This is a genomic window from Streptomyces sp. NPDC043896 (assembly GCF_056435605.1).
On the sequence record NZ_JBWKEE010000006.1, the window covers coordinates 295,499 to 310,715 of the forward strand.

General features: G+C 74.9%; 12 protein-coding genes. 9 read left to right on the forward strand and 3 right to left on the reverse strand.

Annotated elements, in window-relative coordinates; all coding sequences use genetic code 11:
• Nucleotides 1-8: 8 nt before the first annotated feature.
• Nucleotides 9-1,172 carry an FAD-dependent oxidoreductase gene (locus AC069X_RS11500; RefSeq protein ID WP_478727461.1) on the reverse strand — a complete coding sequence of 388 codons (1,164 nt, stop codon included), beginning with the start codon at nt 1,170-1,172 and terminating at the stop codon, nt 9-11.
• 118 nt (nt 1,173-1,290) lie between these two features.
• On the opposite strand from AC069X_RS11500, the gene AC069X_RS11505 reads away from it, so the two are divergent.
• Nucleotides 1,291-1,851 carry a TetR/AcrR family transcriptional regulator gene (locus AC069X_RS11505; RefSeq protein ID WP_478727463.1) on the forward strand — a complete coding sequence of 187 codons (561 nt, stop codon included), beginning with the start codon at nt 1,291-1,293 and terminating at the stop codon, nt 1,849-1,851.
• Nucleotides 1,852-1,911: 60 nt separating this feature from the next.
• Here the strand turns inward: AC069X_RS11505 and AC069X_RS11510 are convergent, their stop codons facing one another.
• The gene (locus tag AC069X_RS11510) at nt 1,912-3,264 is read right to left on the reverse strand and encodes a type III PLP-dependent enzyme domain-containing protein (protein ID WP_478727465.1); all 1,353 of its coding nucleotides are present in this window, start codon (nt 3,262-3,264) and stop codon (nt 1,912-1,914) included.
• A 105-nt stretch (nt 3,265-3,369) separates the two neighbouring features.
• On the opposite strand from AC069X_RS11510, the gene hutU reads away from it, so the two are divergent.
• The 8 genes from hutU to AC069X_RS11550 all read left to right on the forward strand — a co-directional run bounded on the left by hutU (nt 3,370) and on the right by AC069X_RS11550 (nt 13,385).
• On the forward strand, nt 3,370-5,034 hold the full coding sequence (gene hutU / locus AC069X_RS11515) for a urocanate hydratase (protein WP_478727467.1): 1,665 nt from the start codon (nt 3,370-3,372) through the stop codon (nt 5,032-5,034).
• A 101-nt stretch (nt 5,035-5,135) separates the two neighbouring features.
• Entirely contained in the window at nt 5,136-6,326 is a 1,191-nt protein-coding gene (locus tag AC069X_RS11520; protein WP_478727606.1) for an allantoate amidohydrolase, read from the forward strand.
• Nucleotides 6,317-7,657 carry a formimidoylglutamate deiminase gene (locus tag AC069X_RS11525; protein WP_478727469.1) on the forward strand — a complete coding sequence of 447 codons (1,341 nt, stop codon included), beginning with the start codon at nt 6,317-6,319 and terminating at the stop codon, nt 7,655-7,657. The genes AC069X_RS11520 and AC069X_RS11525 overlap by 10 nt, the downstream gene beginning before the upstream one ends.
• Before the next feature lie 127 nt (nt 7,658-7,784).
• Nucleotides 7,785-8,963: an imidazolonepropionase gene (gene hutI / locus AC069X_RS11530; RefSeq protein WP_478727471.1), complete on the forward strand. Its 1,179-nt coding sequence runs from the start codon at nt 7,785-7,787 to the stop codon at nt 8,961-8,963.
• A 137-nt stretch (nt 8,964-9,100) separates the two neighbouring features.
• A complete protein-coding gene (locus AC069X_RS11535) occupies nt 9,101-9,802 on the forward strand; it encodes an LPXTG cell wall anchor domain-containing protein (RefSeq protein ID WP_478727473.1) in 702 nt (233 codons plus the stop codon).
• 54 nt (nt 9,803-9,856) lie between these two features.
• Complete coding sequence (locus AC069X_RS11540; protein WP_478727475.1) at nt 9,857-10,885, forward strand: COG1470 family protein; 1,029 nt, start codon at nt 9,857-9,859, stop codon at nt 10,883-10,885.
• Nucleotides 10,882-12,042 carry a hypothetical protein gene (locus tag AC069X_RS11545; RefSeq protein WP_478727477.1) on the forward strand — a complete coding sequence of 387 codons (1,161 nt, stop codon included), beginning with the start codon at nt 10,882-10,884 and terminating at the stop codon, nt 12,040-12,042. The genes AC069X_RS11540 and AC069X_RS11545 overlap by 4 nt, the downstream gene beginning before the upstream one ends.
• On the forward strand, nt 12,039-13,385 hold the full coding sequence (locus AC069X_RS11550; RefSeq protein ID WP_478727479.1) for a hypothetical protein: 1,347 nt from the start codon (nt 12,039-12,041) through the stop codon (nt 13,383-13,385). The genes AC069X_RS11545 and AC069X_RS11550 overlap by 4 nt, the downstream gene beginning before the upstream one ends.
• Nucleotides 13,386-13,461: 76 nt before the next feature.
• Here AC069X_RS11550 and AC069X_RS11555 read toward each other — a convergent pair whose 3' ends face one another.
• A complete protein-coding gene (locus AC069X_RS11555; RefSeq protein WP_478727481.1) occupies nt 13,462-14,982 on the reverse strand; it encodes a peptide MFS transporter in 1,521 nt (506 codons plus the stop codon).
• Nucleotides 14,983-15,217: the final 235 nt, after the last annotated feature.

Consider the following 15,217-nt stretch of genomic DNA (forward strand, 5'->3'; position numbering starts at 1 on the left):
GGCCCGGCTCAGCGGTAGTCGAGCTCGGCCAGCTCCCGGGCCAGCCGGCCGCGCAGGGCCGGGACGCGGGACAGGGCGGGGAGCAGGGTGTTGCGCACGGCGCGCAGGGCGGGGTTGCGGGTGGTCGCGATCCGGGTCATCCGGTGGGTGAGGGCCACCACCCGCCGGGCGACGGGGCGGCGCCGGGCCTCGTAGCCGGCCAGTGCGGCGGGGTCCTCGGCGGCCAGGGCGCGGCCGAGGGCGTGGGCGTCCTGGATCCCGGTGTTCATGCCCTGGCCGCCGGCCGGGCTGTGCACGTGGGCGGCGTCCCCGGCGAGCAGCAGCCGGCCGGCGCGGTAGCGGTCGGCGACGCGGTGGTGGATCCGGAAGCGGGAGGACCAGACGAGCGCGCGGACCCGTGCCCGGCCGGGGACGCGCTCCTCCAGCAGGGCCCGGACGAAGGCGAGGTCCGGCTCGGCGGGGGCTTCCGCGACGGTGGCGACGATCCGGTAGTGCCCGCCGGGCAGCGGGGCGATCACGGTGAGCCCGCGCGCGCCGAAGGCGAGGGAGACCTCGTGGGGGCCGGGCGCCCAGTCCATGAGCACGTCGGCGAGGACGAAGGACTCCGCGTAGGCGGAGCCGGTGAAGCCGATCCCGGCGGCCTCGCGGACCGTGCTGTGCATGCCGTCGGCGCCCACGGCGTGCGCGGCGCGCAGGGTCTCGCCGGTGGCGGTGGTGAGGGTGACCCCGTCGGCGTCCTGGGTGACGGAGGTGACCTCGTACGGGCGGTGGACCTGGCCGCCGAGGGCGCGCAGGCGCTCCAGGAGCACGGCCTCCGTCTCGTACTGGGGGACCATCAGCGCGTACGGGTGCGCGGTGCGCAGCCCGTCGAAGGGGATCGAGGCGAGGGGGCGCGCGCCGTCGCGGATCCGGAACCGGCTGACCGGGACGCCCCGGCTGACCAGTTCGGCGGAGAGGGCGCCGGAGGGGTCGAGCTCGTCGAGCACCTCCAGGGTGCGGGCGTGGACGACGGCGGCGCGGGAGGTGTTGGCGCCTTCCGCCTGCCGGTCGAGCAGGACGAAGTCGACGCCGGCCCCGGCGAGGGTGACGGCGAGGGCGAGGCCGGTGGGTCCGGCGCCGACGATGGCCACCTTCGTGGTGGCGGGGAGCGGGAGTGCGGCGGTGCTGGTCATTGCGGCCTCCTCCGGCGGGCCAACGCTTGTTGGCCAACGGCTGTTGACTCCACAGTGCGCCGTACCGGGCGGTAAGTCAACACTTGTTGGCCTACGGTTGTTGGCATACCGTGGGGGTGTGACCGGACGACGTACTTCCGAATCGACCAAGACGGCGATCCTGCGGGCCGCCCGCGAGCGTTTCGCCGCCCAGGGCTACGAGCGCACCACCATCCGCGGCGTCGCGGCGGACGCGGGCATCGACCCCTCGATGGTCATGCGGTACTTCGGCAGCAAGGAGCTGCTCTTCGACGCGGCCCTCGCGGTGGACCTGCGGCTGCCGGACCTGGCCGCCGTGCCCGCCGCCGACCTCCCGGCCGCCCTCGTGCGGCACTTCGTCGAGCGGTGGGAGGGCGATCCGGCGGACGACGCGCTGCTGGTGCTGCTGCGTTCGGCGGTGACGAACGAGCGGGCGGCCGAGCGGATGCGGGAGGTGTTCGCGGCGCAGGTGGCCCCGGCGCTGGCGGCCGCCCTCGGCCCGGAGCGGGCCGCCCGGGCGGCGGGCCTGGTCGCCGCCCAGCTGCTGGGGCTCGGGCTGACCCGCTGCCTGCTGCGGCTGCCGGGGGTGGCGGAACTGGACCCGTCCGAGGTCGTGGCGGGCCTCGCCCCGGCGCTGGCGGCCACCCTGGCGAGGCCGTAGCCGGGCCGGGCCCGGGCGGCGGGGCCGCGGGGGCGTCCGGGGCGGCGCGTCCCGGAGCCCCTACAGCAGTGCGTCCCGGAACTCCCCGCCCGCCTCCGTGACGAGTTCCGCCGGGGACTGGGCCGGGCGGGCCAGGGCGAAGCGGACCGTGCCGTGCGCGTCCCGCGTGAAGCCGTGGACCGCCGGGCGGGGGAGGCTGTTGTAGCCGTAGTGGGCGGTGAAGAAGTACGCGCCCGTGTCCGGGACGGCGATCACGTCGCCCGGGGAGAGTTGCGGCAGCTCCCGGGCGGTGGCCAGCAGGTCCCCCGCGAAGCAGGCCGGGCCCGCCACGTCCTGCGCCACCGGGGCGCCGGTCCTGGGGGCGCCCTTGGCGTCGTAGGCCAGGATCCGCACCGGCCACGCCTCCGGGGCGTACACGGTGCGGGTGGCCAGCTGGACGCCCGCGTGGGTCAGGGCGATGGGCCGGCCGCCCGTCACCTTCGTGTACTCGACACGCGCCAGCACCAGCCCGTGCTTGGCCAGCAGGGACCGCCCGAACTCGGTGACCAGCCCGTACGCCCCGTCGAAGAGGCCGGGTACGGCCTCGCGCAGGGCCGCCACGTACTCCCCGTACGCCGGGGCGTGCTCGTCCGACGCGAAGTCCACCGGCAGCCCGCCGCCGATGTCGAGGGTGTCGACCCGGCGCTCCCCGGCCGCCGCGTTGATCTCCTCGGCCAGCCCGTACAGCTCCCGCACCCCCTCGGCGATCAGCGGCAGCGGCACCCCCTGCGAGCCCGAGTGGACGTGCAGCCGGGTCAGCCACGGCCGCTCCGCGAAGGCCCGTACGAGCGCCCCGCGCGCCCCCGGATCGCGCAGCGCGAAGCCGAACTTGGAGGTGGCGGTGGCCGTGGACAGGGCGCCGATGGCCCCGGCGCCCGTCTGGGGGTTGATCCGCAGCCCGACCGGGGAGCGCGTGGGGGCCCGCGCCACCAGGGCGTCCAGGCGGGCCAGCTCCTGCCGGTTGTCGGCGTTGACGGCGATGCCCAGGGTCAGCGCCTCGCGCAGCTCCGCCGTCGTCTTGGCGGGGGAGTCCAGCACCGTCCGCCCGGCCGGCACCCCGGCGGCCCGGGCCAGGGCGAGCTCGCCGGGGCTGGCCACCTCGCAGCCGATCCCGGAGTCCGCGAGCAGCCGCAGTACGGGCACCAGCGGGGCGGCCTTCACCGCGAAGGTGTGCAGGACGGGCGTACCGGGCGCCGCCGCGGCCCCGAACGCGGCCGTCAGGGCGGCGGCGGAGGCGCGGATACCGGCCACGTCGAGGAGGCAGACCACCGGCTCGCGGTCCAGCAGGCCCTGCTCCACGGCGGCCCGTACGGCCCGGTCACGGCGCTCCGCGGCACCCTCCGCGGTGCCCGGCGTGTGCGTCTCGGCAGCCATGTCCGCCATCCCATCATCCAGCCGACCCGCCCGCAGCTGTTGACTGGAACTATTCATGCCGCGAGGATGTGAATGGATTGACCAACATCGGAGGAGGCAACAGCCATGTCAGGACCCCGCCCCGTACGGGCCGCGCGAGGCACCGAGCTCAGCACCCTGGGATGGCAGCAGGAGGCCGCCCTCCGGATGCTGCAGAACAACCTCGACCCCGAGGTCGCGGAGCACCCCGACAAGCTCGTCGTCTACGGCGGCACGGGCAAGGCCGCCCGCGACTGGCGCTCCTTCGACGCGATGGTCCGCACCCTGCGCACCCTCAAGCAGGACGAGACCATGCTGGTCCAGTCCGGCCGCCCGGTCGGCGTGATGCAGACCCACGAGTGGGCGCCGCGCGTCCTGCTCGCCAACTCCAACCTGGTCGGCGACTGGGCCAACTGGGAGGAGTTCCGCCGCCTGGAGCACCTCGGCCTGACCATGTACGGCCAGATGACGGCCGGTTCCTGGATCTACATCGGCACCCAGGGCATCCTCCAGGGCACGTACGAGACCTTCGCGGCCGTCGCCGCCAAGAAGTTCGGCGGCACCCTGGCCGGCACCATCACCCTCACCGCCGGCCTCGGCGGCATGGGCGGCGCCCAGCCGCTGGCCGTGACGATGAACGACGGCGTCGCCATCTGCATCGACGTCGACCCGCGCGCCATCGAGCGCCGCATCGAGCACCGCTACCTGGACGTGAAGGCCGACGACTTGGCCCACGCCCTCCGGCTGGCCACCGAGGCCCGCGACGCCCGCCGCCCGCTCTCCATCGGCCTCCTCGGCAACGCCGCCGAGCTGCTCCCGCAGATGCTGGCCGAGGGCGCCCCGATCGACATCGTCACCGACCAGACCAGCGCCCACGACCCGCTGTCCTACCTGCCGGTCGGCGTCGCCTTCGAGGACATGGCCGACGCCGCCGCCAAGGACCCGGCCGGCTTCACCACCCGCGCCCGCGAGTCCATGGCCAGGCACGTCGAGGCCATGGTCGGCTTCATGGACGCCGGCGCCGAGGTCTTCGACTACGGCAACTCCATCCGCGGCGAGGCCCAGCTGGCCGGCTACGACCGCGCCTTCGCCTTCCCCGGCTTCGTCCCCGCCTACATCCGCCCGCTGTTCTGCGAGGGCAAGGGCCCCTTCCGCTGGGCCGCCCTGTCCGGCGAGGCCTCGGACATCGCCAAGACCGACAAGGCGATGCTGGAGCTCTTCCCGGAGAACGAGTCCCTGCACCGCTGGCTCAAGATGGCCGGCGAGCGCGTCCACTTCCAGGGCCTGCCCGCCCGCATCTGCTGGCTCGGCTACGGCGAGCGCGACCGGGCCGGCGAGCGCTTCAACGACATGGTCGCGAGCGGCGAGCTGGCCGCCCCGCTGGCCATCGGCCGCGACCACCTCGACTGCGGCTCCGTCGCCTCCCCGTACCGCGAGACCGAGGCGATGCTCGACGGCTCCGACGCCATCGCCGACTGGCCGCTGCTCAACGCCATGGTGAACGTGGCCTCCGGCGCCTCCTGGGTCTCCATCCACCACGGCGGCGGCGTCGGCATGGGCCGCTCCATCCACGCCGGCCAGGTCACCGTCGCCGACGGCACCCCGCTGGCCGGCGAGAAGATCCGCCGCGTCCTCACCAACGACCCGGGCATGGGCGTCATCCGCCACGTCGACGCCGGCTACGACATCGCCGAGACCGTCGCCGACGAGCGCGGCGTCCGCGTCCCGATGCGCGAGGGTGACTCCGCGTGAGCTCACCGCACGACCCGTCCCCGGCCGCACGGCCGGGGGCGGGGCCCGCCCAGGGGCCCGCCCGGCCCTCCCGGTCCCCCCAGGGGTCCTCGTTCCACGAGATGTGGGCCGACCTCGCCCCCATCGGCCGCCACGCCGGCACCGGCGGCTACCGGCGCCACGCCTGGACCGGAGCCGACGCCGACTGCCGGGCCTGGTTCCGCGGCCAGGCCGAGGCCCGGGGGCTCACGTACGAGGTGGACCGCAACGGCAACCAGTGGGCCTGGCTCGGCGACCCCCTCGCGGGCGACGCCGTGGTCACCGGCTCCCACCTGGACTCCGTCCCCGACGGCGGGGCCTTCGACGGCCCCCTCGGCGTGGTGTCCTCCTTCGCCGCCCTCGACGAGCTCCGCGCCCGGGGCGCCGCCCTCACCCGCCCCCTCGCCATCACCAACTTCGGCGACGAGGAGGGCGCCCGCTTCGGGCTGGCCTGCGTCGGCTCCCGGCTCGCCGCCGGGCAGCTGACCAAGGAACAGGCGTACGCGCTGCGCGACGCCGACGGCGTCAGCCTCCCGCAGGCCATGGAGGCCGCCGGCTACGACCCGCAGGCCATCGGCGCCGACCCGGAACGCCTCGCGCGCGTCGGCGCCTTCGTCGAACTCCACGTCGAACAGGGCCGCGCCCTCGACCTGTCCGGCGACCGCGTCGGCATCGCCTCCGCGATCTGGCCGCACGGCCGCTGGCGGTTCGACTTCCGCGGCGAGGCCAACCACGCGGGCACCACCCGCCTGGTGGACCGCCGCGACCCGATGCTCACGTACGCGCACACCGTCCTCGCCGCCCGGCAGGAGGCGGCCCTCGCCGGCGCCGTCGCCACCTTCGGCAAGATCGCGGTCGAGCCGAACGGCGTCAACGCCATCCCCTCGCTCGTCCGGGGCTGGCTCGACTCCCGCGCCGCCGACCAGGCCACCCTCGACACGGTCGTCACGGCCGTCGAGAAGGCCGCCCGCGAGCACGCCGACCGCGACGGCATCGACCTGAACGTCGTACGGGAGTCCTTCACCCCGGTCGTCGAGTTCGAGCACGCCCTGCGCGACGAGATCGACCGCATCCTCGGCGGGGCCGTCCCGGTCCTCGGCACGGGCGCGGGACACGACGCCGGAATCCTCTCCGCCGCCGTCCCGACCGCCATGCTGTTCGTACGCAACCCGACCGGCGTCTCCCACTCCCCGAGGGAGTTCGCGGCCGAGGACGACTGCGTGGCCGGAGTCCTCGCCCTCGCCGACGTACTGGAAGGCCTGGCATGCCGCTGAAGACGTACTGGCTCGAGCACGCCTGGCTCGGCGGCGCCGTCGAGCCGGGCGTGGCCCTGGACGTGTCGGCCGACGGGCGGATCGCCGCCCTGCGCACCGGCACGGACACCCCGCCCCCCGGCGCGGAGGTACTGCGCGGGCTGACGGTACCGGGCCTGGCGAACGCCCACTCCCACGCCTTCCACCGGGCCCTGCGCTCGGTCGTCCAGGTGGGCAGCGGGACCTTCTGGACCTGGCGCGACGTCATGTACAAGGTCGCCCAGCACCTCACCCCCGAGAGCTACTTCGACCTGGCCCGCGCGGTGTACGCGGAGATGGCCCTGGCCGGCATCACCAACGTCGGCGAGTTCCACTACGTCCACCACGCGCCCGGCGGCACCCCGTACGCCGACCCGAACGCCATGGGGGAGGCCCTGATCGAGGCCGCCGCCGCGGCGGGCATCCGCATCACCCTCCTCGACACCGCGTACCTCTCCTCCGGCTTCGGCGAGGCGCCCAACGAGCACCAGCGGCGCTTCTCCGACGGCACCGCCGACGCCTGGGCCGAACGGGTCTCCGCCCTCAAGCCCCGCGACCACGCGCTGGTCGGCGCGGCGATCCACTCCGTGCGCGCGGTCCCGGCCGGCCAGCTCGCCACGGTCGCCGAGTGGGCGCGGGAGCGCCAGGCGCCCCTGCACGTCCACCTGTCCGAGCAGACCGCCGAGAACGACGCCTGCCAGGCCGCCCACGGCCGGACGCCCACGCAGCTGCTCGCCGACCACGGCGTCCTCGGCCCGCGCACCACCGGCGTGCACAACACGCACCTGACGGACGCGGACATCGCCCTGCTCGGCGGGACCGCCACCGGCACCTGCATGTGCCCCACCACCGAACGCGACCTCGCCGACGGCATCGGCCCGGCCGGCCCGCTCCAGCGGGCGGGCAGCCCGCTGTCGCTCGGCAGCGACAGCCACGCCGTGATCGACCTCCTGGAGGAGGCGCGGGCGATGGAGCTCAACGAGCGGCTGCGCAGCCGCACCCGGGGCCACTGGACGGCGAACGCCCTGCTGACCGCCGCCACCGCCGACGGGCACGCCGCGCTCGGCCTGCCGGACGCGGGCCGCCTGGAGGCGGGGGCCCTGGCCGACTTCACCACCGTCGCCCTGGACTCCGTCCGCACCGCCGGCCCGCTGCCCCGGTTCGGCGCCGAGACGGCCGTCTTCGCCGCCTCGGCGGCCGACGTCCGCCACACGGTGGTCGGCGGCCGCCACGTGGTCCGCGACGGCCACCACACCCTGGTCGGGGACGTGGCCGCGGCCCTGGCCGACTCGATCGCCGCCGTCCGAGGCTGACGCCTGGAGTCCCCCACCCCGCCACGAGATCCAGCCCCGCCGGCGTTCGCGGCGCGGGGCCCCGGGCGCAGCCCCGGGCAACGGAGCAGGGGCGGGGCGGGGGACAGAACCCTCCGAGAGGAACCCCGTGTCCACCACCCTGATCACCAACATCGGCAGCCTCGTCACCAACGACCCCGCCCTCGGCGACGGCACCCCCCTCGGGCTGATCGAGAACGCGGCCGTCGTCATCGACGGCGACACCATCGCCTGGGCCGGCGAAGCCGCCACGGCCCCCGCCGCCGACGCCTCCTTCGACGCGAAGGGCCGCGCCGTCATCCCCGGCTTCGTCGACTCCCACAGCCACCTCGTCTTCGCCGGCGACCGCACCGCCGAGTTCAACGCCCGGATGTCCGGCCGCAGCTACTCCGCCGGCGGCATCCGCACCACCGTCGCCGCCACCCGCGCCGCCACCGACGCGCAGCTGGAGGCCAACCTGCTGCGCCACCTCGACGAGGCCCGCCGCCAGGGCACCACCACCTTCGAGACCAAATCCGGCTACGGCCTCACCGTCGCCGACGAGGCCCGCGCGCTGCGCATCGCCTCCGCGCACACCGAGGAGGTCACCTACCTCGGCGCGCACATCGTCTCCCCCGACTACGCCGACGACCCGGCCGGCTACGTGGACCTCGTCACCGGCGAGATGCTGGAGGCCTGTGCCCCGTACGCGCGCTGGGTGGACGTCTTCTGCGAGAAGGGCGCCTTCGACGGCGACCAGGCCCGCGCCATCCTCACCGCCGGAGCGGCCGCCGGGCTGATCCCGCGCGTCCACGCCAACCAGCTCTCGTACGGGCCCGGCGTCCAGCTCGCCGTGGAGCTGGAGGCGGCCTCCGCCGACCACTGCACCCACCTCACCGACGCCGACGTGGACGCCCTCGCCCAGGCCGCCGGCACCACCGTCGCGACGCTGCTGCCCGGCGCCGAGTTCTCCACCCGCGCCCAGTGGCCCGACGCCCGCCGGCTGCTCGACGCGGGCGCCACCGTCGCCCTGTCCACCGACTGCAACCCCGGCTCCTCGTACACGAGTTCCATGCCGTTCTGCATCGCCCTCGCCGTCCGGGACATGGGCATGACCCCCGACGAGGCCCTGTGGGCCGCGACCGCCGGCGGGGCCCGCGCGCTGCGCCGCGGGGACATCGGCCGCCTGGCGCCCGGGGCCCGCGCGGACCTGGCCCTGCTCGACGCCCCGAGCCACGTCCACCTCGCCTACCGGCCGGGCGTCCCGCTGGTCTCCGCCGTCTGGCAGCGGGGGGTCCGCGCCGCCTGAGCGGCTCCCGGGCCGGGCCCGGGAAACCGCCCGAAGCACCGTCTGCCCTTTGTCTTCCCTCCGTAAGGTCCCGGGCGTACCTTGTGCCACCCATCTGATGTGTCGTCAGTAACTTGTGGCCCGAGGGGAAGACGAAGGTGTCCGACCGGAAACGCTCCACCGCACTCGCGCCGGCGCTCGCGCTCGCGTTCGCCGGCTCCGCGGTCCTGTTCGCCGCCCCCGCGGCCCACGCCGACGTGGTCGACGTCCAGTACAACTGCCAGACCCCCATCGGGGACAAGTCGGCGGTCTCGCCCATCGACATCAAGGCCGTCAAGGAGGGCGACGGCTACAAGCTGACGATGTCCTTCCAGAAGGGCGTCTCCTCCAGCCCCATCGAGCTCGGCAAGGGCGCGATGAACCCCAGCGCCGTGATCATGACCGACGGCGCCGAGAAGGTCTCCGTACCGGTCTCCGGCCCGCCCAACCCCGAGGCCGCCCCCGCCAACACCCCCATCAAGATCACCGACCTCTCGGGCACCTACACCCCGAAGAAGAGCGGCAAGGTCACCTTCACGGCGGGCGTCCTCACCATCAAGGCCATGGGGACCACCACCACCTGCACCCCGGGCAACAGCCCCAAGCCGTCCCTGGAGCTGGAGGTCACGGCCGCCGGCGGCGGAGCCCCCCAGACCGGCGGCGGCGACGGCGGGGGCGGCGGCGACACCCTCCCGCAGACCGGCCCCGCCGACTCCGCCCTGGCCCTCGGCACCCTCGGCGCCACCGTGCTGCTCTCCGGCGCGGCCGGGGTGCTCTGGCTGACCCGGCGCGGCCGGCGGCCCCAGCGGACCCGGGCCTGAACGGAGCCGCCGCCCGTGCTCCCCACCCCCCGACACCGCGGCCCCAGGCGGCCCGTGCTCCCCACCCCCCGACGCGGCCCCAGGCGGCCCGGCACCGCACTCCTCGCCGCCGCCCTGTACGCCGCCGCCCTGTACGGCGCCCCGGCCGCGGCCGCCGACGAACCCGGCTGGACCGCCGGGCCGGCCACCGCCCGCCCCGGCCCCGCGCGCCCGTACTTCTACCTCGCCGGCCCCGCCGGCACCGTCCTGGAGGACCGCCTCACCCTCGACAACCCCGGCGACCGGGAGCACACCGTCACCCTGCGCGGGGCCGACGCCCACAACGCCCCGGACGGCGCCCTCGCCGTGCGCCCCGCCGCCCCCGGGGCCTCCGGCACCTCCGGCGCGGGCTCCTGGATCAGCTTCGGCGCCGCCACCACGGTCAGACTCCCGCCCCGCACCCGCGCGGTGGTCCCCTTCACCGTCACCGTGCCGCCCGCCGCCCCGCCCGGCGACCACCCCGCCGCCGTCGTCGCCACCGGGGGCGGGCGCGAGGCCGGCGTACGGGTCCACCTGCGGGTCGCCGGTCCGGCCCTGGCCGCGCTCACCGTCGAGGACGTCTCCGTACGCGGCCACGGCGCGGCCGCCGTCGTCGACTACACCCTGGTCAACCGGGGCAACGTGGCCCTCACCCCCGAGCTCGCCCTCCGCGCCGACGGCACCCTCCGCGAGCTCCCCGCCCGCCCCGCCCGCGCCCTGCCGGTCGAGCTGCTGCCCGGCCGGCGGGCCCGGCTGAGCGAACCCTGGCCCGGCGCGCCCGCCCTCGACCGGGTCGCCGTCACCCTCACCGCCACCGCCCCCGGCGCGGCCCCGGCCACCGCCACCGCCACCGCCTGGCTGGCACCCGGCGGCACCGCCCCCCTGGCCGCCGGCGCCGCGCTCGCCCTCGGCGGGACCGCCCTGGCCGCGCTGCTCCTCGTACGGGCCCGCCGCGCCCGCCGCACCCGGCGCGAGCGGCCGCACGGCACCCCCGCGCCCCCGCCGGACCGGGCCCCGGCACCCCGCCACGAGGACGCGCACGAGCTGACGGGAGCAACCAGGTGAGCCGCAGTCGCACGGCCGGCCCCCGGGCCGTACCCACCCCCGGCGCGGCCCCGGCGGCACTCGCCCTCGCGCTGCTGCCGCTGCTGGGCCTGCTGGCCCTGTTCGCGACGGCCGCCCCCGCCTCCGCCGCCGAGGGGAAGCCCGCCGCGGCGCTCTCCCTCCAGGAGGCGGCCAAGGGCACCGAGCTCACGGTCACCGGCACCGGCTGGCGGCCGAAGACCCTCGTCATGCTGCTGGTCTGCGGCCAGAACATGATCGGCGGCACCAACAGCTGCGCCAACGCCGACGGTACGGCCGTCTCCGTCGGCGACGACGGGCGCTTCACCGCCCGGCTGCCCGTGGCGGAGCCGCCCAAGCCCTGCCCCTGCGTGGTCAACGTGACGTCCGTCAACGGCGACCAGTCGACCGTGGCCGTACCGCTGAAGATCACCGGCCATCCGGTGGCCGAGCTGCCCGCCGAATCGGGCACCGCCCGGCTGGCGCTGCTCACCGGCGTCCGCCTCAAGGGCGAGGACGGGGTGCTGACCTGGTTCGGCGCCCCGCCCGGCCGGAAGTTCACCGCCACCGTCGGCAACCTCGGCTCGGCCCCGGTCAAGGACCCCGTCTTCCAGCTCGGCACCGCGCACGGGGTCTTCGCCCCGGTCTGGGAGGAGGCCCGCTGGAAGGGGACGATCCCGCCCGGCGGCAAGGCGGAGGTCGCGCTGGACGTGGCCCTGCCGGCCGGCGCCCACGGCGACTACACCGTTTCCCTCAAGTATGGGGAGACCCTGCTCGCCACCCAGCCCTGGGGCGTGGACCGCCCGTACGGGGTGCTGCTGTTCTGGGGCCTGCTGCTGGTGGTGATCCCGACGGCGCTCTTCCGCGCGGGCATGGCCGTCGTCGACCGGGTCCGCCCGCGCGCCGGGGCCTCCGGCCGCCACCGCGGCAGCCGGCCGGCCCCGGACCCGGCCGCCGCGGGGGACCCGGCGGTGACCGCCCGCCTGCCGAAGGTCCCCGCCGTACGGGACACCGGCGCGCCCACGGCGGTCCTGCCGTGGTTCACCCCCGGGCAGCCCACGGGGCCGGGGCCGGGGCCCGGGCCGGTGCCGCGCGAGGCCCGGCCCCCTCAGACGTCCGCACCGTCCGATCACAGTCCGACGACGAAGGGACCATCGTGAAGACCCAACGGAGGGCGAGCGCGGCCGTGGTCGCGCTGCTGCTCGGCGGCGCGGGTATCGCCGTGGCGGCATCCCCCGCCCAGGCCGCCGAAGCCACGTTCAAGGTCAAGTGCGTACCGCCGGCCGGCGGGGGCGATCCGGTGGAGGGAGAGACCACCGCCAAGATCACCGCCCCGGCCACGGCCAAGGTCGGCGACGAGGTCGACGTGTCGTGGGAGACGGTGAAGCCGGCCTCGAACAACACCGACCTGATGGTGATCCCGAAGGACTCCGTCCAGCCCACCGGCTGGCTCACGGCCGGCGGCGGGGAGGTGAAGGTCGTCGGGGAGAAGAAGAACCCGGAGATACCCAAGAAGGCGCCCATGGTCATGTCGGTCATGAAGGGCAAGCTGAAGCTGACCAAGGCCGGCAAGATCACCGTCACCCCGGGCAAGTACGAGGTCGCGGTGACCTTCTCCTTCGGCACCTTCGTCACCAAGTGCTCCCCGGTGGGCGAGGTGAAGGGGGGCGCGGTCATCGACGTCTCGGACGGCGGCAGCGGCGGTACCACCAGCGGCGGCACCACCTCCGGCGGCACGGCGACGGGCGGTACGGCCTCCGGGGGCGCCACCACCTCCGGCGGCTCCACCACCACGGGCAGCTCGTCCACCGCCTCGGGCGGCTCCTCGGGAGGCAGCGGCGGCAGCGGCGGCCAGACCGACTTCCCGGGCAAGGCCGTCGAGGTGGCGTACGACTGCGGCGCGGTCGTCCCCGGCGGCATCAAGACCCCCGTCACCGTCAACGCCAAGAAGAACGCGGGCGGCGGCTACGACCTCACCGTCAAAACCGCCAAGGGAGCCATGGCCGCCCCCATGGCCCTGCCCGCCGGGGCCCTCAAGCCCTCGATGGACATCAAGCTGGGCGGCGCCGACAGCGGCACGGTCAAGGTCACCGGCCCGGCGAACGCGGAGCCCATCCCGGACAAGGCCCCGGTCAGCCTCAGCGACATGACGGGCACCTACAAGCCGGGGAAGTCGGGCAAGGTGACGCTCAGCCCCGACCAGCTGACCATCGACGTCACGATGGCCCCGGGCTCCACCCCGATCAACGTGCCCTGCAAGGCGGCCAGCAGCGGCGTCTCCCTGGAGCTGGACACCACCGCCCAGCCGGGCGGCTCCGGCTCCAGCGCCTCGGGCTCCGCGGCCTCGGGCAGCAGCTCCGGCACCTCGGGCGGCCTCGCCGAGACCGGCGCCGACGACGAGGGCGGCGTCAAGGCCCTGGCCCTGGTCGCCGGCACCGTGATCCTGCTCGGCGGCGCGGTCTTCACCTTCACCCCCTGGCGCCGCCTGCGCGGCACCCGCTGACGGGTCCTCCCGGACAGCGGAACGGCCCGGCACACCTTCCGGTGTGCCGGGCCGTTCACCGCTCGCGCGGGTCGACTCAGTTCGTGTCACCCGTGAGGGCGTCGACCTTCTTGCGGTACATGTAGATCGCGAGACCGGCGAGCACGGCGGCGGCCGCCTGGAAGAGGATCACGCCCACGCCGTTCATCTTGACCTCGGCCAGGCCGAGCAGACCGGTGATGCAGTCACCGGCGGTGACGGCGAGGAACCACACGCCCATCATCTGGGACGAGTACTTCTGCGGCGCCATCTTGGTGGTGACCGACAGGCCGACCGGGGACAGGCACAGCTCCGCGATGGTGTGCATCAGGAAGATCAGCACCAGCCACCACATGGTGACCTTGGTGTCGTTGCCCGAGGTCTGGTTCAGCGGGATGGCGAACACGAAGAACGAGGCGCCGACGATGACCAGGGCCACCGAGAACTTCACGATGGTGCTGGGCTCGCGGTTGCGGCGGGCCAGCGCCACCCACACGGCGGCGAAGACCGGGGCCAGGGCCACCACGAAGAGCGGGTTCAGCGACTGGAAGATGACGGTCGGGACTTCCCAGCCGAAGAGGCTGCGCTCGGAGTTCTTGTCACCGAACAGCGAGAGGGTCGAACCGCCCTGGTCGTAGATCATCCAGAAGACGGCGGCGGCCACGAAGAACCAGATGTAGGCGCTCATCCGGCCCTGCTCGCCCGGGGTCAGGTCCTTGTCGCGCTTGATGCGGACGAGGACGGCGACCGGGATGACCAGACCGGCGATGGTGATCGGGTACAGCGCCCACTTGATCGTGAACATGTCGGCCATGGTCACGGCGGTGTAGAACACGGCGACGACGGCCAGGACCGCGAGGGCCTTGACGGTCACGGCCTTGCGCTCGGCCGGCGTCAGCGGGTTCGGGACCAGGCTGCTCTTCGGGCTCAGCGTGCGGCCGGCGAGCAGGTAGACCACCAGGCCGATGCCCATGCCGATGGCGGCGAGCAGGAAGCCCACGTGCCAGTTGACGGTCTCGCCGATGGTGCCGATCACGAGCGGAGCCGCGAAGGCACCCACGTTGATGCCGATGTAGAAGATCGTGAAGCCGCTGTCACGGCGCGGGTCGTCCAGGCCCTTGTACAGGTGGCCGACCATCGTGGAGATATTGGCCTTCAGCAGACCCGAGCCGATCGCGACCAGCAGCAGACCGACGAAGAACGAGATCTGGCCGGGCAGCGCGAGCGCCACGTGGCCCGCCATGATCACGCCGCCGGCGATGGCGACGGTCTTGCGGGCGCCCCAGACGCGGTCGCCGAACCAGCCGCCGGGCAGGGCCATGAGGTAGACCAGCGCCACGTACACGGAGTAGATCGCCGTGGCCGTCGCCGCGGTGAAGCCGAGGCCCCCGCCCTGGCTGCCCGTCGCGGCGTCGACGCCGCCGGAGACCAAGTACAGAACGAGAAGCGCACGCATGCCGTAGTAGGAGAAGCGCTCCCACATCTCGGTCATGAACAGCGTGGCCAGGCCAACGGGGTGGCCGAGGAAGGTCTTTTCCGGCGCCGGAGTCGCCGAGTCCTTCGTCAGGCTGGAAGCCATGGTCGATCCTTGCTTGCTCGGGACGCTTGGCTTCGTGAGCTGTTCAGCGCCCGGTGGGGGGTGGCCGGCACCGGCGACGGATGTCCCACCCCACGCCCTGGGGTCTCGTGTCCCGCGATGGCGGGGTGACGGGGCAGCCGTAACCGGGATCCACGCCCCGCGCGCCTCCTCGCGCGCCGGGCCCGGCCCCTAGGTCATTCACTGTCATCTGGGCCGGAACCAACCGACCAGAGCA